This is a genomic window from Collimonas arenae (assembly GCF_001584165.1).
GTDB classification, from domain to species: Bacteria; Pseudomonadota; Gammaproteobacteria; order Burkholderiales; family Burkholderiaceae_D; genus Collimonas; species Collimonas arenae.
This window is the reverse complement of the sequence record NZ_CP013233.1, coordinates 1,172,616-1,196,375: the sequence shown is the minus strand read 5'-3', so window position 1 is coordinate 1,196,375 and position 23,760 is coordinate 1,172,616. Positions and strand designations below refer to the sequence as shown.

The window sequence follows — 23,760 nt, the reverse complement described above, 5'->3', positions numbered from 1 at the left end:
TTCAATGCACGCCGATAGTCCCTAACCCGGCGGCAAACAACAGGTACAGCACGCCGAACAACGCCAGCCGCCCACCGGTCAGCATGCCTTTGCGCAGTAGCGCATACAACCCCAGCATCGACAGCATGGTGACTGCCGCCGCCCATAACAGTGCCGGCCCCAGCATCCAGGGCGTGAAGATCAGCACCAGCGCGGTCGGAATGGTGGCCTGGATCATCATGGCGCCGCTGATGTTGCTGAGTGCCAGCGTCTGCTTACCTTGGCGCACCCAGATCACGGCGTTGAGGATTTCCGGCAGCTCAGTGGCGATCGGGCTGAGCAGCAGTGCCGTCAGTTGCGGCGAAATACCGAGCCAAGGCGAGACTTCTCCCAGTTGATGCACGAACAGCTGCGAACTCAGGAAAATCACCACCAGCGCCACCAGCGTCTGGAGCAAGGCCCAGCCGATGCCAGGCTGCGGATTGTGCGGCCGGAATTTCAGCGGCTCCAGGTCATGCACTTCGGCATCGGCGTCTTCTTCCTTGCGCATCTCGCCCCAGATATACACGCCGTAGGCCAGCAGGAAAAGAATGCCAAGCCACGGCTTGAGCGTGAACGCAACCAGCCCCAGCCCAACCTTGAGCAGGAAGATGCCGATGAACCAGGCCTGGTCCCGGCTCAAGCGCTGGGCAGCGCTAGCCGACAGCAGGATGCCGCCGAGCTTCTTGCGGTTCAGGACAAACATCAGGCCGACCACCGCGTAGGCGATGGTCGCCAGTACAAGAGGGCCGCCCAGCGCAGCGCCAACACCGATTTCCCGATGCGCGGCATCGCGTCCGAACACCACGGCGACGAAAGTCACCACGCTTTCCGGCAGCGCCGTACCAAATGCTGCCAGCACTGTACCTACCGCGCTTTGCGCAATACCGAGGCGACGCCCGACCCATTCGATGCTATTGACAAAATATTCACACGATAAGTAGATGACGACGGCGGAACCCAGCAATAATGCGATAGCGAGCATCATGCGCGTGCTCCTGCAGGGACAATGGCGACATCGGACAAGACGGAAAACGAGGTATTCAAGCTGGCTGCGGCAATCTGTGGACAATGCCGATGGCGATAGATAAACATATGGAAATCCTGAGGGCCGGGCGCTGACGAATGGCACAATGCCTTCGCCCGGCCAGGAAAAGGAATGCACCATAGGTCTTGCCAAACCGTGCGGTCGCGCATGCCATGGCGTAAATTTGGTACAGCGCCAAGTATGTTGACATGCGCTCTTCGAAAGTTTCGAAGGCGGCTACTCCCCTAAGGAGGCGCAATCTTAACATCGAAATATCGGTCGCGGCAACGATAGCCGGCGCGTCGCAAACATTCTCCCATGCAACTAGCGAGCTGTGACAGCCCACTCGTTCAGTTAACAAACGACACAAGTTGGCAATAAGGAGCAGCAAAAGGGATAAAATGGCGGCTGACCTGATTTATGGCAGTATTCCTTCCTCCTTCCCACCACAGGAACGCCGCGCATTTGCCGTCGGCCAAGCTTTTTTTGAAACGGAGCACATTTTTATGAAATGGGCAGTAGTCAGTATTTTTCTTTTATCGGTGTTGTATGTGCACTTCCGCGGCAAGGCACGTCTGCCGTTCTTCCGCCAGCTGTTCGACCACTCGTCGATCATGGCGCCGCTGAACATCTTCATGTACATGTTTTCCAAGGTGCCGACCAACACGCCTTACCTGCCGACCAGCACTTTCAAAGACCTGAAAATACTGGAAGACAACTGGGAAACCATTCGCGATGAGGCCAAGGGTCTGATCGGCCTGGAAAAAATCCGCGCGGCGGAAAAGAACGACGACGCCGGCTTCAACTCTTTCTTCAAGGCCGGCTGGAAACGCTTTTATCTGAAATGGTATGACGCCAGCCATCCGTCGGCAGAACAGTTCTGCCCGAAGACCGTGGCGCTGCTGCGCCAGACCCCAAGCGTCAAGGCCGCGATGTTTGCTGAACTGGCGCCGGGCGGCACACTCAATCCGCACCGCGACCCGTTTGCCGGTTCGCTACGCTATCACCTCGGCCTGGTCACGCCGAACGACGACCGCTGCTTCATTGAAGTCAATCAGCAACGCTACAGCTGGCGCGATGGCCAAGGCGTGGTATTCGACGAAACCTATATCCACTGGGCGCAGAACGGCACCGACGTCAACCGCATCATCATCTTCTGTGACATCGAACGGCCAATGCGCTACCGCTGGGCGCAAGCAATCAACCGCTGGCTCGGGCGCCACATGATGAGCGCCGCCGCCTCACCGAACGAAACCGGCGACGAAACCGGCGGCATCAACAAGCTGTTCCGCTTCGTCTGGGCTGCCGGCCAATATCGCCGCCGCCTGAAGAAGTTCAGCAAGCCGCTGTACCTCTGCATCAAATTCGGACTGATCATTGGCGCGGTGCTCGCCATCATTTATCTTTGAGGCACGCTCCCCGGCAGCATTAAGCGCGCGAGCCGGGCGCAGCGCCGATAGCGTTTGCACCGCTCTCAGCCGCCTTCGAGGCGGCTTTTTTACATCTTGTACACCGACACATGCCCTGGTAAACAACGCAATTTTTCATCTGACGGTCTTTTTTCAGATTTTCAGTAGGTCTTGCAACAGGTGGCACAACCATGAGCAATTCTCTTTGCATTGCGCATGGATTTTGCTCCTGCTTTCCTCACCCTCGCGCCGGCAATACCTTGCCACTGACCGCGCCGAAGCCGACCCGGTAACCGTCGCCCTGACACCAGCCAGTCATCGCCACTTCATCGCCATCCTGAATAAACGTGCGCTGGCTGCCGTCCGCCAGCACCAGCGGATTCTTGCCGTTCCAGGTCAGTTCCAGCAAGCTGCCGTAGGCGCCTGGCGTGCTGCCGCTGATCGTACCTGAACCCATCAGGTCACCGATGCGCGTATTGCAGCCCGATACCGTATGATGCGCCAGCTGTTGCACCATGGTCCAATACATCGCCTTGAAATTGGTGCGGCAGATGGTTTGCGGCGCTGCGCTTTGGCCTGCCTTGAGCGAGACTTCCAGTGTGATGTCGTAACCGTTTTTTCCGCTCTGCTTCAAATATGGCAACGGCTCTGGTTGCTGCACCGGGCTCTCGGCCCGGAACGGCTCCAATGCATCCATGCTGACCACCCATGGCGAAATCGAAGTCGCAAACGACTTGCTGTTGAACGGACCGAGCGGTACGTATTCCCATTGCTGCAAATCACGCGCGCTCCAGTCATTGAGCAGCACCATGCCGAAAATATGCTGCTCGGCATTGGCGATATCAATCGGCTCACCTAGCGCATTCGGCTGGCCGATGATGAAGCCGGTTTCCAGTTCGAAATCGAGTTTGCGGCAAGCGCCAAATACCGGCGCTTCGGCATCCGGCAATTTCAGCTGGCCGTTCGGACGTTGCACCGGCGTGCCGCTGACCACCACTGAACTGGCGCGGCCGTTGTAGCCGATCGGGATGTGCAACCAGTTCGGCAGCAGCGCATTGGCCGGATCGCGGAACATCGAGCCGACGTTGGTTGCATGTTCCATCGACGAATAGAAATCGGTATAGCCTGGAATCTCTACCGGCAGATGCAGCGTTGCTTGATCTTGTGCAACCAATGCTTTGGCGCGCAACGCCTGGTTATCGCGCAGTTGCAGGTTGTCGGCGCGCAGTAGATCGCTGATGGCGGCACGGGTGCCGCGCCATGTCGGGCGGCCGAGTGCGATAAATGCGTTGAGGCTGGCCTGACGGAAAATTTCCGGTTTGACATTCAACAGCCCGGCCTCGGCAATCGCAGCCAGATCGAGGATATGATCGCCGATTGCCACGCCCACGCGCGGCGCCGGATCGGCGGCCGTGCTGAACACGCCGAACGGCAGGTTCTGGATTGGAAAATGCGACTCCGGCGGCGTCGGGATAAATGATTTCAATGTTGGATCGTTGGTTTGCATGATGTCTTTTTTCATTAAGGTTGACCGTTGAAATGCTTTTGCAAGCCATGCCAGCATTGCAAGTAATCACGCTGCAATTGCGGCGTCGCCAACGCGTATGGCGTCGGATGAATCAGGTAGCGGCTTTCGAACATGAAGGCCATTGTATTGTCGATGCGATGCGGCGCCAATGTGGCATTGGATGCCTTGTCGAAAGTAGCGGCATCGGGGCCGTGGCCACTCATGCAATTGTGCAGGCTGCCGCCGCCGGGCGTGAAACCGTCGGCCTTGGCATCGTAGGCGCCGTGAATCAGCCCCATGTATTCGCTCATGACGTTGCGGTGGAACCATGGCGGGCGGAATGTGTGCTCGGCCACCATCCAACGCGACGGGAAAATCACGAAATCGACGTTGGCGGTACCGGCGGTATCCGACGGCGAAGTCAGCACCGTGAAAATCGACGGATCAGGATGATCGTAGCTGACCGTGTTGATGGTATTGAACAAACTCAAGTCGTATTTATAGGGTGCGTAGTTACCGTGCCAGGCCACCACGTCCAGCGGCGAATGGTCAATGCGCGCCGCCCACAGCTTGCCGCCGAATTTCGCCAGCAACTGGAACTCACCTTCACGATCCTCATAGGCAGCGACCGGGGCCTGGAAATCACGAGCATTGGCCAAACCGTTGGCGCCGATCGGACCCAGTTCCGGCAGTTGGAAAGCCGCGCCGTAGTTTTCGCAAATGTAGCCACGCGCCGCACCGTCCGGCAATTCAATGCGAAAGCGCACGCCACGTGGAATCACCACAATTTCACCCGGCTTGACGTCGAGCAGGCCCATTTCAGTCCTGGCCAGCAAACGCCCTTGCTGCGGCACGATCAACAGTTCACCGTCGGCATTGTAGAAGAAGCGATCATGCATCGAACGATTCGCCACGTACAGGTGAATCGCAATGCCGGCTTGCGCCGCCGGATCGCCGTTACCGGCAAAGGTGACGATGCCATCGATGAAATCGGTTGGCCGGTCATCTGCCGGGAGCGGCAGCGAATTCCAGCGCAGCTGGTTAGGCGGCGTATCGACCGCCGTGAACGGTCCGCTGGTTAGCAAGCCGTGTTCGATTTTCTCAAAGGCGTGATGCATCGCGCCGGGACGAATCCGGTATAGCCAGGAGCGCCGGTTGTGCGCGCGCGGCGCGGTGAATGCGGTGCCGGAGAGTTGTTCTGCGTACAGGCCATAAGGCGCCTTCTGCGGTGAATTCTGTGCAAGCGGCAACGCGCCGGACAAGGCTTCGCTGGCAAAGTCATTGCAAAATCCGGTCTGGTAGCGGAGTGTGTTTTCCATGGTTTTTATCCTTGGTTCAAGTTCTGATCTTAAACAATCGCAGCTTGCGTATTCTTGCGATGTGAAGTTTCCTGCATCAGCACCAGCATCGCGGCCGACACCAGCGCCGGCACCGCCAGTACGATGAAAATCGTGCTGTTCGGCCAATTCCAACGAATCAGTTCACCACCCAGTACCGGCCCGACAATCGAACCGATGCGACCAACCCCAAGGCTCCAGCCGATGCCGGTCGAACGCAAGGTGGTCGGATAATAGGTGCCAGCCAGCGCATTCACCGCAGGCTGGCCGCCGACGATGCAAAAGCCGGCGACGAAGATGCTGGCAAACAGGAACAGCAGTGAGAGCTCGGGACGGCCGATCAACGCCACCGAGACGCCGGCAATCAGGAAAGCCGGAATCAGCACGCGGCGGAAACTGGAGCGATCGATCAACTGGCCCATGATCAAGGTGCCAAGCGTGCCGCCGATCTGCAATGTGGTGCCGGCCATCACTGCGGTGGCAGTCGACAGGCCGGCATCCTTGGCTATCGTCGGCAGCCAGTTCGACAGGAAATACAGGTTGACCAGATTCATGAAATTGATGATCCACAGCAGGATCGTAACCTTGGCCCGCCCGTCCTGGAACAGTTGCATCACAGGTGCGCCCTTGCCGGCCTTTTCATTGACGACGTAGCGGGTCTGCTGATCGACCACGACGGCAGGATCAATACGGCGCAGCCACTTGCCGACCTGTTCCAGCCGTTTGCCGCGCAGGACCAGGAACTGCATCGACTCCGGCAACAGGAAAATCATCAGCACGCCGATCACCAGCGGCACCGCGCCGCCGACATGGAACACCGATTGCCAGCCGAAGCGCGGAATCAGCGCCGCCGACAGCAAGCCGCCCAACACCGCGCCCAGCGTGAAGCCGCACGACACCAGCATCATCAGGGTCACGCGCTTGCGCAGCGGACTGTATTCGCCGGCCAGCGCCATCGCATTCGGCATGATCGCGCCCAGGCCAAGGCCGGTGATAAAGCGTAACGCAATCAGCTGTTCGACCGTACCGGCCAGCGGCGTCAGCAACATGCAGGCGGCAAAGAACAAGGTAGCGGCAATCAGCACCGGGCGGCGGCCTATGCGGTCGGCCAAGATGCTGAACGTCAGGGAGCCGAGCAGCATGCCGAACAATCCGGCGCCGAACACCGGCCCCAGGTTGCCCTTGGCGATCCCCCATTCCTGGATGATGGCAGGCGCCACATAGCCCATCGCCTGCACATCGAAGCCGTCGATGATCAGGCACAGCGCACATAAGGTCAGCATGACTACCTGGAAACCACCGATGCGGCTGCAGTCGATCAAGGCGGGAATGTCTATCGCGTTGCTCTGGGTGCTATCTGTCGCAATGGCCATGCATGTCTCCTGTCAGGTATTGGCGTCGTATCGATACGATCTGTTTTCGTGCATTATCATTCTTTTTAAGAATCAGAAAAATAGACAATAATTAAAATCATTTTTTAATTATCTTGAATAATATAAAATTGCCATCATGGATCGTCTGGAATCATTGCGGGTATTTTGCCAAGTGGTGGAATTGAACAGTTTCAGCCGCGCCGCTGAGCAGCTGGAGATGTCGAACGCCACCATCACCAACCACATCGCCGCGCTGGAGCGGCATTTCGGCGTGCGCCTGCTGAACCGCACCACCCGCAAAATCTCCCTGACAGATGATGGCCATAGCTGCTACCAGCGGGCGCAGCGCCTGCTGGGCGACATGACCGAACTGGAAGACGGGCTGCAAGGCCGACGCGTCACGCCGCAGGGCATTTTGCGGGTCGATGTGCCGACCGTGATCGCCCGTATTTACCTGGCGCCAGCGCTGGCGCGCTTCAGTGCGCTGTATCCCGATCTGTCGATCCGGCTCAATGTCGGCGACCGCATGGTCGATATGGTGGAAGGCCGTGGCGATGTCTGGATCCGCATCGGCGAGCTGAAGGATTCCAGCATGGTGGCGCGGCGCATCTACCAGACCCGCAACCTGTGCTGCGCCGCGCCGGAATTCCTGGCGCAGCACGGAACTCCGCGCACGCCGCAGGAACTAAGCAGCTTCCGTTGCCTGGCGTTCATCCATCCCAACAGTGGCCAGAACGTGCCGTGGACCTTCAGCAAAGGCAAGCAAGAATTCAACTGGGCGCCGCCCGGCAATATCGCCATCAATCATGCGGAAACCCTGATCCACGCAGCCGCTAGCGGCGCCGGCATCGTCCAGTTGCTGACGCTGTCGCTCAATCCGCAGATCCACGCCGGCCTGCTGACGCCGGTGCTGGCCGACTGGGCCACGCCAGGGCCGCCGGTGTCGGTGGTCTATCATCAGAGCCACCAGTTATCGGCCAAGGTCAGGGTTTTTGTCGATTTCGTCACAGAGCTGTTCGCTGCTATCGATTAGCGTTTCGTTTTTACGCGCATTTCTATGCGTATTTTTTGCGCATTTTTTGCGCATTTCTATTTTTTATCAGCCAGGAGAAGTCATGCATTGGATCTATCTATTGATCGCCATCGTCGCCGAAGTGATCGCCACCAGCGCCTTGAAAGCCAGCGCCGAATTCACCCGGCTGGTGCCGTCGATTGTGGTGGTGAGCGGCTATCTGATTGCGTTCTATTTCCTGTCACTGACCTTGCGCACCTTGCCGGTGGCCATCGTGTATGCGATGTGGTCCGGCATCGGTATCGCGCTGATCGCCCTGGTCGGCTGGCTGGTGTTGAAACAAAGTCTCGATACCGCAGCATTGATCGGCATCGGCCTGATTGTCTCAGGTGTGCTGGTGATGAATATCTTTTCGAAGTCAGTGCCGCACTAACTCTCGCTTCATGCCTGCCACAACGGCGGTTCGTCCATCAGCGCGATTTGTTCGCGCAATTCCAGCACCCGGTCCTGCCAGTAGCGCTGCGTATTGAACCACGGGAAGGCCACGGCGAAAGCCGGGTCGTCCCAGCGGCGCGCGATCCACGCCGCGTAGTGAATCAAGCGCAAGGTGCGCAGCGCTTCGATCAAGTACAGCTCGCGCGTATCGAAATCGCAGAAGTCTTCGTAACCGGCCAGCAGCGATCCCATTTGCCGCACCATGTCCTTGCGTTCACCGGACAACAGCATCCACAGATCCTGTACCGCAGGCCCCATGCGACTATCGTCGAAATCGACGAAATGCGGGCCGGCGTCGGTCCACAACACGTTGCTGCCGTGGCAGTCGCCATGCAAACGCAAGGCGCCGACGCTGCCGGCGCGCTCGAAGCAACGACGCACGCCCAGCAGCGCTTGCGTGACGGTGCTGCGATAAGCTTCCAGCAAATCTTCCGGCACAAAACCGTTAGCCAGCAAAAACGTGCTCGGCTCCTCGCCAAAGCTGGCGATGTCGAGCGTCGGCCGGTGCTGGTAAATGCGCAAACCGCCAACCGCGTGGATACGCCCAAGGAAGCGACCCAGCCATTCCAGCGTGGCATCGTCCTCCAGTTCCGGCGAGCGGCCGCCGTGACGCGGGAATACCGCGAAACGGAAGCCATCGAACTGATGCAGCGTTTTTCCATCCGGTGCGGTCCAAGCCGCAACCACTGGAATTTCGCGCTCCACCAGTTCCTGCACGAAACCGTGCTCTTCCAGGATCGCCGCATCGCTCCAGCGCCCGGGCCGATAGAACTTGGCAACCAGCGGTGGCCCTTCCTCCATGCCGATTTGATACACCCTATTTTCGTAGCTGTTGAGCGCCAGCAGACGACCGTCGCCATGCAGCCCGATGCTATCGAGCGCGTCCAGTACGGTATCGGGAGTCAGGGTCGAGAATGATGCGGGAGGTGAAGTAGCCATCCCGGCATTGTAAGCGCCCACGCCATGTTTTCTCCACGATTAGGTGGAAATGCCAATAGATGCCGTCGAAGGACAGATGATAGTTTTCAGAACACCATCATTTTCGACTTGGGCCACCGCCATGAAACAGCCATCGATAACGCGATTCAAACCACGTCTCTGCACGGCGCTGGCGCTCAGCTTCCTGCTCGCGCTGACGCCGCCGATTGTCGCTGCCGACAACGCCCCACCGTTGATGCTGGCCAATTCCTACCACCCCGGCATCCCGCTTACGGAGTATTGGGTCAGTGAAAAATACGATGGCGTGCGCGGCTACTGGGATGGCAAGCGGCTGCTGACCCGCGGTGGCCAGCCGGTGATCGCCCCGCCCTGGTTCACCGCCGGCTGGCCCGCGATAGCGATGGATGGCGAGCTGTGGGCCGGCCGCGGCCGCTTCAATCACGCGGTCTCCACCGTGCGTCGCGAGACAGCAGACGACAGCGCCTGGCGCAGCATGCGCTTCATGGTATTCGACCTGCCGGCGCATGGCGGCAACTTCAATCAGCGACTGCAAGCACTAAAAACGCTGATCCCCAGCCTTAAAACGCCGTGGGTACAGGCCGTCGAACAAATCAAGATCAGCGATCACGCCACGCTGCAACGCATGCTGGACCGCATAGTCAGACAAGGTGGCGAAGGATTGATGCTGCATCGAGGCGCCTCGCTTTATCAGGCGCTGCGCAACGACGACCTGCTCAAACTGAAAACCCATGAGGATGCGGAAGCCAGGGTCATTGCCCATTTGCCCGGCAAGGGGAAATATCAGGGCATGATGGGCGCATTGCTGGTGGAAACACCGGACGGCTTGCGTTTCAAGCTAGGCACCGGTTTCAGCGACGACCAACGACGCCACCCGCCGGCGCTGGGCAGCCTGGTGACTTATCGCTTCAGGGGATTGAATCCAGGCGGAATACCGCGATTCGCCAGCTTCATGCGGGAATATCAGCAGTAGAATCGCTGGATTGGGTGAAATATTTTGCAGCTTGAAGCTATTTCAATCATAAAATCCGTATCCCCCATTTTTTAAGCGGTTATCACCATGAATCTCGACGAACCCCTCTCAGACAAAGAATTTGACGAACTGGACGACTTTTTGTTGTCCGATCGTTGCGCTGAAGACAGCATGACCATGGATACCCTGCATGGTTATCTGACTGCGCTGGTAGTCGGTCCAGAGCAAGTCTTGCTGGGCGAATGGCTGCCGCATGTATGGGGACCTTCGCTGAAGGACGCGCCGAAATTCAAGTCAGAGAAGGAATACGAAAAGATCGTTGGCCTGATCGCCCGCTACATGAATGAAATCGCGGTCACGCTGGAAGTTGCCCCAAAAGAATATGAGCCATTGTTCTGTGAGCATGAGTTCGAAGGCAAGAACCTGCTCGACGGCGAAGCCTGGGCCTGGGGTTTCTGGGAAGGCATCAACCTGCGCGCCAAGGCTTGGGAGCCGATCTGGCATTCGAACCTGGCAACGGTTGTGCGGCCGATTTACCTGCTCGGCGCGGAAGAGCTGGAAGAAGAGGAAATGGCGCTGCGCGAAGATCCTATGCAGCGTCACAAGCTGGCGGTAGAGGTCGAGGCAGCAATTCCGGAAATTTACCGTTATTGGCTTCCGCACCGCAAATCAGCGGTGACCACGATCCAGCGCGAGACGCCGAAGATTGGTCGTAATGATGATTGCAGCTGCGGCAGCGGCAAGAAATACAAGAAGTGCTGCGGCCTCAATAAAGCCGAAGACTGATCAAAAAAAAGACACGCCATGTAGCGTGTCTTTTTTTTCATTGCACTGCCATCATTCCTTGATGAAGTGCTCGCGGTAGTAGCGCAGTTCTTCAATCGATTCAATGATGTCGGCCAGCGCGGTATGTTTCTGGTGCTTCTTGAAGCCGCTCGCCAGTTCAGGCTTCCAGCGACGGCACAATTCCTTCAGCGTCGACACGTCCAGATTGCGGTAGTGGAAAAATGCTTCCAGCTTCGGCATGCCGCGTGCCATAAAGCGGCGATCCTGGCAAATCGTGTTGCCGCACATTGGCGATTTGCCGTTCGGCACGTATTTTTTTAAAAACTCGATCAATGCCAATTCGGCATCGCTTTCGGTCACGGTCGACGCTTTGACTTTTTCAATCAAGCCCGAGCGTCCATGGGTGCCCTTGTTCCAGGCGTCCATGCCATCCATGATCTCGTCCGGCTGATGAATCGCAAATACCGGCCCTTCGGCCAGGATGTTCAACTGTGGATCGGTAACCACCACCGCAACCTCAATGATGCGGTCGCTGTCGGGATTCAGCCCAGTCATTTCCATATCGACCCAGATCAGGTTGAACTCATTGGGCCGCACCGGCGCAGCAGGAGCAGCAGCTACGGGATTAGCGGAGATATCGGTGGCTTGTGACATAATTGTTCTCTTAGTTATTTAAGCAGTTTTGCGGCATTTCAGTTGAAACTGGCCGTAAAGCGCCTCAGGGAACCGTAGCGAGCGGCCCAAGGTCTGGTCGAGAAGCGCAGCTGTACTCAAGTACAGCGAGCATCACAGGCCGGAGATTGGGACGCGCAGTAGGTTATCTGAGGCGCCGATGGATAGTATTTTCTCATATAGGGACTTCATGTCTTCATTTGCATTTTCAGTTTTATTCGTAATCTTCCTGGCAATCACCCTGGCCGTGCGCTTCTGGCTGGGTTCGCGCCAGATTCGCCATGTGCTGGCGCACCGTAGCGCAGTACCGGCCGAATTCGCCGAAAAGATCCCATTGGCGGCCCACCAGCGCGCTGCCGACTATACCGTCGCCAAGACCAAATTCAGCATGTTATCGATGCTGATCAGCACCGTTGTCCTGATCGGTTTCACCCTGTTGGGCGGCTTACAGTTGCTTTCCAACATCATATTCAGCTGGGCTGGCCCAGGCATGATCTATCAAATGAGCTTGCTGGTGGCATTCGTCGCCATTTCGGGCCTGATCGACCTGCCTCTCGATTATTACAAGCAATTCGTGCTGGAAGCGCGTTTCGGCTTTAACAAGATGACGGTCAAGCTGTTCTTCACCGACATGCTGAAAAACACCTTGATCGGCGCCGTCATCGGCTTGCCGCTGGTGTGGGTGGTGCTGCAGTTGATGGCGAAATCGGGCGATCTCTGGTGGTTTTACGCATGGCTGGTATTCAGCGGCTTCCAGTTGCTGATGCTGGTGCTCTACCCCACAGTGATTGCGCCGCTGTTCAACAAATTTACGCCACTGACCGACGACAGCCTGCGCAACCGCATCGAAGGCTTGATGAAGCGGGTCGGTTTCGCCTCCAAGGGCTTGTTCGTGATGGACGGCTCCAAGCGCAGCGCTCACGGCAATGCCTATTTCTCCGGCTTCGGCGCCGGCAAGCGCATCGTTTTCTTCGATACATTGCTGGCACGCCTGGCGCCGCAGGAAATCGAAGCTGTGCTGGCGCACGAGCTCGGCCATTTCAAACTCAAGCATATCGTCAAGCGCATCGTCGTGATGTTTGCCATTTCTCTGGCATTCATGGCACTGCTCGGCTACCTGAAACAGCAACTCTGGTTCTACACCGGCCTGGGTGTCAATCCGCTACTGCTGGCCGATCTCAGCAACAACGACGCGATGGCGCTAATCCTGTTCATGCTGGCACTGCCGATCTTTACTTTCCTGCTGTCGCCGCTGTCATCGATCAGCTCGCGCAAGCACGAATTCGAAGCGGATGCATTTGCCGCCAAACATACCGACGCCAGCGATCTTGTGACCGCGCTGGTCAAGCTGTATGAAGACAATGCCTCGACCCTGACCCCGGATCCGTTGCACTCTGCCTTCTACGACTCGCACCCGCCCGCCGCCGTTCGCATCAACAAGCTGACGGCTGCTCATGGTTGACCACAGCAAAGGCGCCAAGCAAGGCCAGCAGCAGGACAGCAACGGCCTGGTGATTGCCGCCCATGGCCGGCACTATCTGGTGCAAGCGCGGATCGGCGACGAATCACTCAAATTGCAATGCGTCACCCGCGGCAAGAAAAGCGATGTGGCGGTCGGCGATCGCGTCAAGCTGAAGCTGACCTCGCCCAACCAGGGCGTGATCGAATCCATCGACGAGCGCAACAGCCTGCTGTATCGCTCCGATCAATACAAGGCCAAACTGCTCGCCGCCAACGTCACGCAGTTGTTCATCGTGGTAGCGACCGAACCGGGCTTTGCCGACGATCTGATCTCGCGTGCGCTGGTAGCGGCCGAAGCCGCCGGCGTCAAAGCCCATATCGTGCTCAACAAGACCGATATTGTCGATGCGCTGGAGAAGACCAGGCAGCGCTTGCAGTTGTATGCCGGCCTTGGCTATCCGGTGCACGAAGTCTCGGCGCGTGCCTTTCCGGAACAGACCTGCGCCACGCTGCAGCCGTTACTGGAAGGACAATCGACCATCCTGATCGGCCAGTCGGGCATGGGAAAATCATCGCTGATCAACCTGATCGTGCCCGACGCGGATATCGCCGTACGCGAAATTTCAGCCGCGCTCGATACCGGCAAGCACACCACCACGTTCACGCGCTTGTATGAAATGGATGCGGCCGACCAAAGCCTGGATGGCAACCCGGCCAATATCATCGATTCGCCGGGATTCCAGGAATTCGGCTTGTACCAGTTGAGCGAAGGCATGCTGGAACGTGCTTTCGTCGAATTCACGCCATACCTGGGAAAGTGCAAGTTTTATAACTGCCATCACCTGATCGAGCCGAGTTGTGCGGTGCTGGAGGCGGTCAAGGACAACAATATCTCGCCGATGCGGCATCAGCTTTACGTGCAGTTGCTGCATGAATCGTCGCAGAAGCTGTATTAAGCGCTAGCAGATCGCGGCAGTCCTGAAAAAACTGCCGCGCCGCATTAAATTAATTAAAAAGCAATATTTTGGCGGGTATCTTTTCTAGTGAAATCCCTTATAATTGAAGCACTTATTTCATTTCTAAGCCAATCGCGGAGGCGCTAGCCGGAGCGTCGACAGCGTCAGGATGGACCAATAAAGTCGGCAATGGCGGTTGTAGCAGCGGTTGATTTAGAAATGGAATTCCAACTTTCGGCGGCAGTCGCCACAGCGGCCGCCGTTTTCATTTATGGCAATCAAACATTACCTGCAGTTTTCTGATTTTTCGCTGGACGAATACGAATACGTGATTGAACGTAGCCGTCTCATCAAACGCAAATTCAAGAATTACGAACCGCACTACACGCTGCTCGATCGCACGCTGGTGATGGTGTTCGAGAAAAACTCGACCCGCACCCGCCTGTCGTTCGAAGCCGGCATGCATCAGCTGGGCGGTGCCGCAATCTACCTCAACACGCGCGACAGCCAACTGGGGCGCGGCGAGCCGGTGGAAGATGCGGCGCAGGTCATGTCGCGCATGTGCGACGTCATCATGATCCGCACCTTCGGCCAGGACATCATCGAACGCTTCGCTTCCCACTCGCGGGTGCCGGTGATCAACGGCCTGACCAACGAGCAGCATCCCTGCCAGGTATTGGCCGACGTCTTCACCTACATCGAGCACCGCGGTTCCATCGCCGGCAAGAAAGTGGCCTGGATCGGCGATGCCAACAACATGCTGTATTCCTGGCTGCAAGCGGCGCAGGTCTTCGGTTTCCACGTCAATGTATCGACGCCAAAAGGTTATGACATCGACCCGACCCAGGTGGCTGCCGACAATCAGCGCTATACCTTCTTCGCCAACCCATCCGACGCCTGCGAAGGCGTCGACCTGGTCACGACCGATGTCTGGACCAGCATGGGCTACGAAGATGAAAACACCGCGCGCCTGAAAGCCTTTGACGGCTGGATCGTCGACCAGGCCAAGATGCAGCGCGCCAACCCGGACGCCCTGTTCATGCACTGTCTGCCGGCGCATCGCGGCGAAGAAGTATCCGCCGAAGTGATCGACGGCCCGCAATCGGTGGTCTGGGATGAAGCCGAGAACCGCCTGCATGTGCAGAAAGCGTTGCTCGAATATCTGGTGCTGGGCAAAGTTGCGGAGTAAGCCATGATCGACCATACCGGCGTTACCGTTAGCGACTACAACAAGAGCAAGGCTTTTTACAGCGCCACGCTGGCCGCTATCGGCTATGAATTGCTGCTGGAAATCCCGGCAGCGGTGGCTGGCACTGATGTCGCCGGTTTCGGCGAAGCGCCCAAACCCGATTTCTGGATCGCCCAGGCGACTACGGAAAAGCCAGCGCACAAGCAATCCATCCATTTCGCCTTCCGGGCCGCCAGCCGGGCCCAGGTCGACGCCTTTTATCAAGCAGGACTCAACGCGGGCGGTGCCGACAACGGCGCGCCCGGTCCACGACCGCACTATCACCAAAATTATTATGGTGCGTTCGTGAAAGACCCCGATGGCCACAACATCGAAGCCGTTTGCCACGATCCTCAGTAATCATTTCAACCTACTTAGAAATATCATGTCCAATATCCTGCAATCCGTTCCGGTCAACGAAAAAGTTGGCATCGCTTTCTCAGGCGGCCTCGACACCAGCGCTGCGCTGCATTGGATGCGCCAGAAAGGCGCTATTCCTTATGCCTATACTGCTAACCTGGGCCAGCCAGACGAGCCGGACTATGACGCTATTCCAAAGAAGGCCAAGGCCTACGGCGCAGAACTGGCGCGCCTGGTCGATTGCCGCGAACAGCTGGTGGCCGAAGGTATCGCAGCGTTGCAGAGCGGCGCCTTCCACATTTCCACCGCAGGCGTCACCTACTTCAACACCACTCCGCTTGGACGCGCCGTCACCGGCACCATGCTGGTGGCCGCGATGCGCGAAGACAAGGTCGATATCTGGGGCGACGGCAGCACCTTCAAGGGCAACGATATCGAGCGTTTCTACCGCTACGGCCTGCTGGTCAATCCGAATCTGCGCATCTACAAGCCTTGGCTCGATGACAAGTTCATCCAGGAATTGGGCGGCCGCAAGGAAATGTCGGAATTCATGATCGCATCGGGTTTCGATTACAAGATGTCGGTGGAAAAAGCCTACTCGACCGATTCCAACATGCTCGGCGCAACCCATGAAGCGAAAGACCTGGAATTCCTGAACTCCGGCATGCAGATCGTCGAACCGATCATGGGCGTCGCCTTCTGGCGCGACGATGTTGAAGTCAAGCGCGAAACAGTCACCGTGCGCTTTGAAGAAGGCCGTCCAGTCGCCCTCAACGGCATCGTGTTTGCCAACCAGGTCGAGCTGATGATGGAAGCCAACCGCATCGGCGGCCGCCATGGCCTCGGCATGAGCGACCAGATCGAGAACCGCATCATCGAAGCCAAGAGTCGCGGCATCTATGAAGCGCCGGGCCTGGCCCTGCTGTTCATCGCCTACGAACGCCTGGTCACAGGCATCCATAACGAAGACACCATCGAGCAATACCGCGAGAGCGGCCGTCGCCTGGGCCGCCTGCTGTATCAAGGCCGCTGGTTCGATTCGCAAGCGATCATGCTGCGCGAATCGGCGCAACGCTGGGTGGCGCGCGCCATCACTGGCGAAGTCACCATCGAACTGCGTCGCGGCAACGATTACTCGATCCTCAACACCGAGTCGGCCAACCTGACCTACCATCCGGATCGCCTGACCATGGAAAAGGGCGAAGGCGCGTTCTCGCCACAAGACCGCATCGGCCAACTGACGATGCGCAACCTCGACATCAGCGATACGCGCCAAAAACTGGCGATCTATCAAAGCACCGGTCTGCTGGCATCCAGCAACGCCGTATCTCTGCCGCTGCTCGACAAAGACGAGAAGAACTAACATGACGACTCAATTCGAAAATGTCAGCGTCCTCAAGCAGGGGAATGTCTATTTCGACGGCAAATGTGTTTCCCACACCGTCATTTTCGCCGACGGCAGCAAGAAGACGCTAGGCGTCATCCTGCCGTCGGCGCTGAACTTCGGTACCGGCGTAGCAGAAATCATGGAAATCACCAGCGGCGTTTGCCGTGTGCGCCAGAAGGACCAGCAAGACTGGGTCCAGTACACTGGCGGCGAACGCTTTGAAATCCCGGCGAATTCCAGTTTCGATATCGAGACGCTGGAAACCGTCAATTACGTTTGCCATTACGCCTGAGAAATCATCTGCGCAAGCAAAAAAAAGCCCCCGGAGCAGTTGCGCCGGGGGCAAAATCCTTTACCTTAGGGAGTGTAGGATGAGACAGATCGAAGCATAGCCGGTTCATGTGACCCGGTTGTGACAAGCGTCTTCCTTACAACAAAATCCTTCGTCTTCAAATAAACATCGGTTCCGGCTCCAGTGCCACCCCGAATGTTGCCATTACATCATCTTGCACTGCCTGCGCCAGGCGCACCACATCCTGCCCACTGGCGCCGCCGCGATTGACCAGTACCAGCGCCTGTTTTTCATAGACTCCGGCATTCCCTAGATTCTTTCCTTTCCAGCCACACTGGTCGATCAGCCAGCCGGCTGCCAACTTGTAGCTGCCATCCGCCTGCAGATAACTCACCAGTTGCGGATTCTGCGCCAGCAATGCGTCACGCTGAGCCGCAGGAACAATCGGATTCTTGAAGAAACTGCCGGCATTGCCCAGCAATAGAGGATCGGGCAGCTTGCGGGTACGGATCGCGATCACGGCATCGCTGATATCGCGAGCAGTCGGATTGTCCAGGCCGCGCGCCGCCAATTCTTGTGCGACATCGGCGTAGCGCAGATTCGGCTGCCAATCCTTGGGCAAGGCAAACGTCACGTCCAGCACCACCGCCCGATCGCGCAGGCTTTGCTTGAAGATACTATCGCGATAGGCAAATGCACAAGCCTCGCGGTCCAATTGCAATATCTCACCGCTATCCATATCGAGCGCGGTCAGGCTATGGAAGCGATCCTGCAACTCGCAGCCGTAGGCGCCGATATTCTGGATCGGCGCAGCGCCGACGCTGCCGGGAATCAAGGACAGATTTTCCAGTCCGCCGAATCCTTGCGCCAGGGTCCATTGCAAAAAATCGTGCCAGTTTTCACCGGCGGCGGCGCGCACATAAACCGCATGCTCATCGGCGCCGACAATTTCCCGTCCGCGATTACACATATGCAACACCAGCCCGGGGAAATCCTGGGTCAGGACCAGGTTGCTACCGCCGCCCAGCACCAGGCGCGGCATGCTAACGGCATCAGCATCGGCCCGAAGTGCCTGCAAGGTCGCCAGCGTGGCCACCGGCAGATAGGCACGGGCGCTGGCATCGATACCGAATGTGTTATGTGAACGCAGCGAAAAGTCGTATTGGAACGGCAGTTTGGGGATAGTGGAGGTCATAGCATCGGAATTATAGACGTAACTGTCCGCGGCGGCCTGCAATGGCGGCGACTGCTGCACACGGAAATTATTCGGATTGCATGAAAATAGACCGTTGTGACCGACACCTCGAGTTTTTTGTCCGATAGAATGCGCATTAACCGAGGGCAGCGCCACATTGGGCTGCTGCCTGGATTTGATTGAACAAAGTAAAGGAATAGCACCATGCCATCATTCGATACCGTATCGGAAGCCAATCTGGTTGAAGTCAAGAATGCCAACGACCAGGCCAACAAGGAAATCACGACACGCTTTGACTTCAAGGGCAGCGACGCCCGCATCGAACTGAAGGAACGCGACCTGACCGCCTACGCCGACTCCGAATTCCAGCTCGGCCAGGTGCGCGATGTACTGACCTCCAAACTGGTGAAACGCAACGTCGATGTGCGCTTCCTCGACATTGGCAAGATCGAGAAGATCGGCGGCGACAAGGTCAAGCAAGTCATCAAGATCAAGAACGGCATCGAATCCGAAGCCGCCAAGAAGATCGTGCGTATCGTCAAGGACAGCAAGATGAAGGTCCAGGCCAGCATCCAGGGCGACGCTGTGCGCATTACCGGCGCCAAGCGTGACGACCTGCAGGCTGCGATGGCGATGCTGCGCAAGGAAGTCGCTGACCTGCCACTGGAATTCAATAACTTCCGCGATTAAATCCCGCAATTAAATTGTGCCGCGGCAACCTGTAGGGTTATCATTCAGCCACTGTTGCCGGCGGCCCATCAAACCAGCAGCGCCCTCTTCAACTCCTGCCACGAAAGTCGGATAACCATGCGCCTGCTTGCATTAACCCCTAGCCTGTTGTTGTTTGCTGCGCTTGCAGCCCAAGCTTCCGATATCGGCGTGGTCGGCCTGTTTCCGGGCAAAGCGGTGCTGGTGATCGATGGTTCCGCACCGAAGACATTCTCGGTCGGCAGCAAAGTGACGGACGACGTCAAACTGGTGGAGGCCAACGGCTCGAGCGCCACGCTGGAGGTCAAAGGCAAGCGGCAAGTCATCGGCATCGGCGACTACGTCAGCCGCAGCGCGCCGGGAGCCGCATCCAGCGTCACCTTGAAAGTCAATCCGCAAGGCCACTTTGTGGCGCAGGCCCAGATCAACGGCAGCATGGTCACCATGCTGGTCGATACCGGCGCCACCATGATCGCGCTGCCGGCGTCGGAAGCGTCTCGACTAGGCGTCGATTATAAAAAAGGTCAGATGACCATGGTCAGCACCGCCAACGGCGCTGCGCCAGCGTATCGAGTCAAGCTCAATACGGTCAAGCTGGGTGATATCGAAATGAATCAGGTCGATGCGCTGGTGCAGGAAGGCGGGCTGCCGTTTGCACTGCTAGGCATGTCGTTCCTGAACCGCACCGAGATGCGTCGTGAAGGCGAGATGATGGTGCTGACCAAACGCTTCTGATTTTAGGTCAACTGGAGCAGGACACCTCGAATAACTTCCATTGCGTCATTCCCGCACACGCGGGAATCCATTTTAGGTAGTAACTTGGATCCCCGCGTGCGCGGGGATGACGAAGTTTTTAGTACTCGCCTTAAGCCGGGCTGCTGTTCAGCAAACGGCGCTGCTTGACCGACTCGGCCAATCCTTCCAGCACTGCCACGCTTTCTTCCCAATTGATGCAGCCGTCAGTCACCGATTGGCCGTAAGTCAATTCTTTGCCCGGCACCAGATCCTGGCGTCCGCCGATCAAATGCGATTCCACCATGACGCCAACGATGCGATCGTCGCCGGCGGCAATCTGGCGGCCGATATCGGCGCAAACAGGAATCTGGTTTTCCGGCTTCTTCGAGCTGTTGGCATGCGATGCGTCGATCATCAGGCGCGAAGCCAGACCGCTACTGGCGATATCCTTGCAAGCCGCATCAACGCTGGCCGCATCATAGTTCGGCGCCTTGCCGCCGCGCAGGATGATATGGCAATCTTCATTGCCGTTGGTCGAGACGATCGCGGAATGGCCACCCTTGGTCACTGACAGGAAATGATGCGGCTGCGAAGCGGCCTTGATCGCGTCAACTGCAATCTTGATATTGCCGTCAGTGCCGTTCTTGAAACCGACCGGGCACGACAGACCGGATGCCAACTCGCGATGCACCTGCGATTCGGTGGTGCGGGCGCCGATTGCACCCCAGCTGATCAGGTCGGCAATGTATTGCGGGCTGATCACGTCGAGGAATTCGGTGCCGGCCGGCAGGCCCAGTTCATTGATGTTGAGCAGCAGTTCGCGCGCCATGCGCAGGCCGTCGTTGATGCGGAAGCTGTTATCCATGTACGGATCGTTGATCAGGCCCTTCCAGCCGACCGTGGTGCGCGGCTTTTCGAAATAGACCCGCATCACGATTTCCAGTTCGCCCTTGAAACGATCGCGTTCACCGACCAGGCGACGCGCGTATTCCATCGCGGCCTTGGTGTCGTGGATCGAGCAAGGCCCGATGACAACCATCAAGCGGTCATCCTGGCCGTGCAGAATGCGATGCAGCGCAATCCGGGAATTGGCGGCGGTATCAGCCACTTTCTCGGAGCAGCCGAATTCGCGGATCAAATGTGATGGTGGGACTAATTCTTTCATTTCTCGTATGCGCAGATCGTCGGTGCGTAGCATGTTTTTCTCCTGGCTCAAAAGTGACTGGGTATAAAAAAACCGCCATCGCTGGCGGTTTTTTAGAAAATTTCGGTTTGGTTTCTACTTACGAACGCTTACCGCTTTTCACCGCCGTGGGGCTGGAATAGCTAAAGTAAAAAAAGAAGTAAGCGCGTGCGAAGGTCATGTATTTAAGCTAAGTATGATTAAAACCAAGGCCAATAGTGCAGCAATTCCGGCGGTTTGGCAAGGCCAGTATTACCACATTATTCATATGCAACAAATCAACATTGCCCGTTTGCAAATTCAATGTCCGGCCACCGCATGTTGAGGACGCGCCAGCGGCGAGATGCCGTCGCGCCGGTCCAAACGTCCCGCAAGCGATGTCAAACCCAGTGCCGCCAGCACCACGATGGCGCCGATCCACGGTGTCGCCATCAGGCCCAGATGGCTGACGATCAGGCCGCCCCCCCAAGCGCCGAGCGCAATGCCGACGTTGAAAGCGGCGATATTCAAGCCGGACGCCACATCTACTGCTTGCGGCGCATGCCGTTCCGCCTGTTGCACCACGTACACCTGCAATCCCGGTACATTGCCGAAAGCGAAGGCGCCCCAGGCCAGTACGGTCAACACAGCCAACCATGGATTCGAAGCCGTAAAGGTCAACGCAAATAATACCAACGCCAGCAACGCAAACACGATCTGCAGGGCGCGAATCGGGCCCTTCTTGTCGGCCAGCTTGCCACCCCAGATATTGCCGAAGGCGACCGAGACGCCGTATACCAGCATCACCAAACTGACAGTGGAGGCAGAGAAGCCGGTGATTTCCTGCAGGATCGGCGCCAGATAAGTGAACGCGATAAACGAACCGCCATAGCCGAGCGCCGTGATCGCATAAACCAGCAGCAGCCGAGGCTTCTTCAGCACCGCAGCTTGCGTCAGCAGCGAAGCAGGCTTGCTACCCGCGATGTCATGCGGCACCAGCACCCAGCTGCCGATAAAGGCAACTACGCCCAGTAGCGACACCGCCAGGAAAGTCGACTGCCAGCCCCACATCTGGCCGATCCAGGTTCCCAGCGGCACGCCGGTCACCAGCGCCACGGTGAGCCCGGTAAACATGATGGCAATCGCGCTAGCCGCCTTTTCCTTCGGCACCAGGCTGGTAGCAATGGTGGAGCCGATCGAAAAGAACACGCCGTGCGCCAATCCGGTCAGCACGCGTGCCGCCATCAAGGCTTCGTATCCCGGCGCCATCCAGGCCACCAGGTTACCGACCGTGAACAGCGCCATCAGCCCCAGCAGCAAGGCCTTGCGCGGCACTCGCGCAGTCAACGCCGTCAACACCGGCGCGGCAACGGCAACCCCCAGCGCATAAAGACTAACCAACAGCCCAGCCGAAGGAACCGAAACTCCCAGGCTGGAAGCAATAGTCGGGATCAGCCCGACAATGACGAATTCCGTCGTCCCGATAGCAAAAGCGCTGAGCGTCAGCGCCCAAAGTGCGAGTGGCATGATGTTTTCCTATTCAATTAAACGCCATGCAGTTTGACCGCCCCGGCGCCAAAGAAAAACCGCTCTGCCCACAATACATATTTGACCTGAAATCATAAATACTTAGAATTTGGTACGAATTTTGCACGAAACATACAAAAACACTCTAGTTCCTGTGTGTGCTCCGTGGTCCGTTAAATGGGGTCAGAGTAATTTTCGCGAAAAGCCGCGAAAAAAAACTCCGACCCCATTTAACTGCGCGGGGTTGGTTTTGACGTTGTTGTTGGTTTTGATGTTGGTTTTGATGTTGGTTTTGATGTTGGTTTTGATGTTGGTTTTGATGTTGGTTTTGATGTTGGTTTTGATGTTGGTTTTGATGTTGGTTTTGATGTTGGTTTTGATGTTGGTTTTGATGTTGGTTTTGATGTTGGTTTTGATGTTGGTTTTGATGTTGGTTTTGATGTTGGTTTTGATGTTGGTTTTGATGTTGGTTTTGATGTTGCTTTTGAACTGGTTTTTGACGTTGCCGCTGCTTTTGACTTCTCGCATGCTGACGTTGCCAAATGAGACGCGCGACAGTCGGGAATTATGGGACACATGTTTGAGCGCAGCGAGTTTGTGTCCCATCCGACTGGCGCACGGCTCATTTGGGAACCCGCCAACGGCGGGCAACGGCTGTGCGATCGCCTTCTTTTGGTTACTTTTTTTGCGCCCGGCTAGGGGCGAAGCAAGAAAAGTGACTAGCTGCCGGGCTACCCCCGGCAAGCTCCCACGGAGTAGCAACCGTTTTAATTAGAATCAGACGAACAAAGCTGATGCACCACCACACTCACTCCGTGGCCCGTTAAAAGGGTCAGAGTAATTTTCGCAAAAAACCGCGAAAAAAAACTCCGACCCCATTTAACTCCGATGGGTTGGTTTTGACGTTGCTTTGAATTGGCTTTTGAAGTTGCCGTTGCTTTTGAAGTTGCCGTTGCTTTTGACTTTTCGCATGCTGACGTTGCCAAATGAGACGGGTGACAGTCGGGAATTATGGGACACATGTTTGAGCGCAGCGAGTTTGTGTCCCATCCGACTGGCGCGCGTCTCATTTGGGAACCCGCCAACGGCGGGCAACGGCTGTGCGATCGCCTTTCTTTGCTCACTTTCTTTGGCGAAGCAAAGAAAGTGAGTAGCTGCCGGGCTACCCCCGGCAAGCTTCCAC

Annotated in this window: 23 protein-coding genes and 1 riboswitch; of the genes, 13 read left to right on the top strand and 10 right to left on the bottom strand. The window is 57.1% G+C overall.

Going from position 1 to position 23,760, the window contains the following annotated elements; all coding sequences use genetic code 11:
• Position 1 precedes the first annotated feature (1 nt).
• Positions 2-1,006, bottom strand: a complete 1,005-nt coding sequence (locus CAter10_RS05600; RefSeq protein ID WP_061532639.1) for a sodium:calcium antiporter — start codon at positions 1,004-1,006, stop codon at positions 2-4.
• 112 nt (positions 1,007-1,118) lie between these two features.
• Positions 1,119-1,299, bottom strand: a riboswitch (yybP-ykoY riboswitch).
• Between the two features lie 252 nt (positions 1,300-1,551).
• Here CAter10_RS05600 and lpxO point away from each other — a divergent pair.
• A complete protein-coding gene (lpxO, locus tag CAter10_RS05590) occupies positions 1,552-2,454 on the top strand; it encodes a lipid A hydroxylase LpxO (RefSeq protein WP_061535178.1) in 903 nt (300 codons plus the stop codon).
• A 238-nt stretch (positions 2,455-2,692) separates the two neighbouring features.
• Here lpxO and fahA read toward each other — a convergent pair whose 3' ends face one another.
• The 3 genes from fahA to CAter10_RS05575 are packed head-to-tail and all read right to left on the bottom strand — an operon-like array spanning position 2,693 to position 6,671.
• Positions 2,693-3,961 carry a fumarylacetoacetase gene (gene fahA, locus CAter10_RS05585; RefSeq protein WP_061535177.1) on the bottom strand — a complete coding sequence of 423 codons (1,269 nt, stop codon included), beginning with the start codon at positions 3,959-3,961 and terminating at the stop codon, positions 2,693-2,695.
• A gap of 14 nt (positions 3,962-3,975) precedes the next feature.
• Positions 3,976-5,280, bottom strand: coding sequence for a homogentisate 1,2-dioxygenase (gene hmgA, locus CAter10_RS05580; RefSeq protein ID WP_061532637.1), 1,305 nt, complete (start codon positions 5,278-5,280; stop codon positions 3,976-3,978).
• Between the two features lie 29 nt (positions 5,281-5,309).
• On the bottom strand, positions 5,310-6,671 hold the full coding sequence (locus CAter10_RS05575; RefSeq protein WP_061532636.1) for an MFS transporter: 1,362 nt from the start codon (positions 6,669-6,671) through the stop codon (positions 5,310-5,312).
• Positions 6,672-6,807: 136 nt separating this feature from the next.
• Between CAter10_RS05575 and CAter10_RS05570 the strand changes: the two genes are divergently transcribed.
• Together CAter10_RS05570 and CAter10_RS05565 are read left to right on the top strand one after the other, a co-directional pair.
• Complete coding sequence (locus CAter10_RS05570) at positions 6,808-7,704, top strand: LysR family transcriptional regulator (RefSeq protein ID WP_061532635.1); 897 nt, start codon at positions 6,808-6,810, stop codon at positions 7,702-7,704.
• 82 nt (positions 7,705-7,786) lie between these two features.
• Positions 7,787-8,116 carry a DMT family transporter gene (locus CAter10_RS05565; protein WP_061532634.1) on the top strand — a complete coding sequence of 110 codons (330 nt, stop codon included), beginning with the start codon at positions 7,787-7,789 and terminating at the stop codon, positions 8,114-8,116.
• Between the two features lie 8 nt (positions 8,117-8,124).
• Here the strand turns inward: CAter10_RS05565 and CAter10_RS05560 are convergent, their stop codons facing one another.
• Positions 8,125-9,117, bottom strand: coding sequence for a serine/threonine protein kinase (locus CAter10_RS05560; RefSeq protein ID WP_061535176.1), 993 nt, complete (start codon positions 9,115-9,117; stop codon positions 8,125-8,127).
• A gap of 121 nt (positions 9,118-9,238) precedes the next feature.
• Here CAter10_RS05560 and CAter10_RS05555 point away from each other — a divergent pair, with 121 nt between their 5' ends.
• Both CAter10_RS05555 and CAter10_RS05550 read left to right on the top strand, forming a co-directional pair.
• Positions 9,239-10,108, top strand: a complete 870-nt coding sequence (locus tag CAter10_RS05555; protein ID WP_061532633.1) for a DNA ligase — start codon at positions 9,239-9,241, stop codon at positions 10,106-10,108.
• Positions 10,109-10,195: 87 nt separating this feature from the next.
• Entirely contained in the window at positions 10,196-10,894 is a 699-nt protein-coding gene (locus CAter10_RS05550) for a UPF0149 family protein (RefSeq protein ID WP_061532632.1), read from the top strand.
• Positions 10,895-10,945: 51 nt separating this feature from the next.
• Here CAter10_RS05550 and orn read toward each other — a convergent pair whose 3' ends face one another.
• Complete coding sequence (gene orn, locus CAter10_RS05545) at positions 10,946-11,548, bottom strand: oligoribonuclease (RefSeq protein WP_061532631.1); 603 nt, start codon at positions 11,546-11,548, stop codon at positions 10,946-10,948.
• Positions 11,549-11,756: 208 nt separating this feature from the next.
• Between orn and CAter10_RS05540 the strand changes: the two genes are divergently transcribed.
• The 6 genes from CAter10_RS05540 (at position 11,757) to ppnP (ending at position 17,250) form a co-directional block, all read left to right on the top strand.
• Positions 11,757-13,028 carry a M48 family metallopeptidase gene (locus CAter10_RS05540; protein ID WP_061532630.1) on the top strand — a complete coding sequence of 424 codons (1,272 nt, stop codon included), beginning with the start codon at positions 11,757-11,759 and terminating at the stop codon, positions 13,026-13,028.
• Positions 13,021-13,983 (top strand): ribosome small subunit-dependent GTPase A, encoded by a 963-nt coding sequence (gene rsgA / locus CAter10_RS05535; RefSeq protein WP_061532629.1) that lies wholly within the window; start codon positions 13,021-13,023, stop codon positions 13,981-13,983. The genes CAter10_RS05540 and rsgA overlap by 8 nt, the downstream gene beginning before the upstream one ends.
• 271 nt (positions 13,984-14,254) lie before the next feature.
• On the top strand, positions 14,255-15,172 hold the full coding sequence (gene argF, locus CAter10_RS05530; RefSeq protein WP_061532628.1) for an ornithine carbamoyltransferase: 918 nt from the start codon (positions 14,255-14,257) through the stop codon (positions 15,170-15,172).
• Between the two features lie 3 nt (positions 15,173-15,175).
• The gene (locus CAter10_RS05525) at positions 15,176-15,571 is read left to right on the top strand and encodes a VOC family protein (protein WP_061532627.1); all 396 of its coding nucleotides are present in this window, start codon (positions 15,176-15,178) and stop codon (positions 15,569-15,571) included.
• A 25-nt stretch (positions 15,572-15,596) separates the two neighbouring features.
• Entirely contained in the window at positions 15,597-16,934 is a 1,338-nt protein-coding gene (gene argG, locus CAter10_RS05520) for an argininosuccinate synthase (RefSeq protein WP_061532626.1), read from the top strand.
• A 1-nt stretch (position 16,935) separates the two neighbouring features.
• Positions 16,936-17,250, top strand: coding sequence for a pyrimidine/purine nucleoside phosphorylase (gene ppnP / locus CAter10_RS05515; RefSeq protein ID WP_061532625.1), 315 nt, complete (start codon positions 16,936-16,938; stop codon positions 17,248-17,250).
• A gap of 157 nt (positions 17,251-17,407) precedes the next feature.
• Here ppnP and murB read toward each other — a convergent pair whose 3' ends face one another.
• Complete coding sequence (gene murB / locus CAter10_RS05510) at positions 17,408-18,445, bottom strand: UDP-N-acetylmuramate dehydrogenase (RefSeq protein ID WP_061535175.1); 1,038 nt, start codon at positions 18,443-18,445, stop codon at positions 17,408-17,410.
• 204 nt (positions 18,446-18,649) lie between these two features.
• Here murB and CAter10_RS05505 point away from each other — a divergent pair, with 204 nt between their 5' ends.
• Together CAter10_RS05505 and CAter10_RS05500 are read left to right on the top strand one after the other, a co-directional pair.
• The gene (locus tag CAter10_RS05505) at positions 18,650-19,135 is read left to right on the top strand and encodes a YajQ family cyclic di-GMP-binding protein (RefSeq protein ID WP_061532624.1); all 486 of its coding nucleotides are present in this window, start codon (positions 18,650-18,652) and stop codon (positions 19,133-19,135) included.
• A 117-nt stretch (positions 19,136-19,252) separates the two neighbouring features.
• Complete coding sequence (locus CAter10_RS05500; protein ID WP_061532623.1) at positions 19,253-19,888, top strand: retropepsin-like aspartic protease family protein; 636 nt, start codon at positions 19,253-19,255, stop codon at positions 19,886-19,888.
• 130 nt (positions 19,889-20,018) lie between these two features.
• Here CAter10_RS05500 and aroG read toward each other — a convergent pair whose 3' ends face one another.
• The 3 genes from aroG to CAter10_RS23080 form a co-directional block, all read right to left on the bottom strand.
• On the bottom strand, positions 20,019-21,086 hold the full coding sequence (aroG, locus tag CAter10_RS05495; RefSeq protein WP_061532622.1) for a 3-deoxy-7-phosphoheptulonate synthase AroG: 1,068 nt from the start codon (positions 21,084-21,086) through the stop codon (positions 20,019-20,021).
• A 285-nt stretch (positions 21,087-21,371) separates the two neighbouring features.
• Complete coding sequence (locus CAter10_RS05490; RefSeq protein WP_061532621.1) at positions 21,372-22,577, bottom strand: MFS transporter; 1,206 nt, start codon at positions 22,575-22,577, stop codon at positions 21,372-21,374.
• A gap of 183 nt (positions 22,578-22,760) precedes the next feature.
• On the bottom strand, positions 22,761-23,321 hold the full coding sequence (locus CAter10_RS23080) for a hypothetical protein (protein WP_205630291.1): 561 nt from the start codon (positions 23,319-23,321) through the stop codon (positions 22,761-22,763).
• Positions 23,322-23,760: the final 439 nt, after the last annotated feature.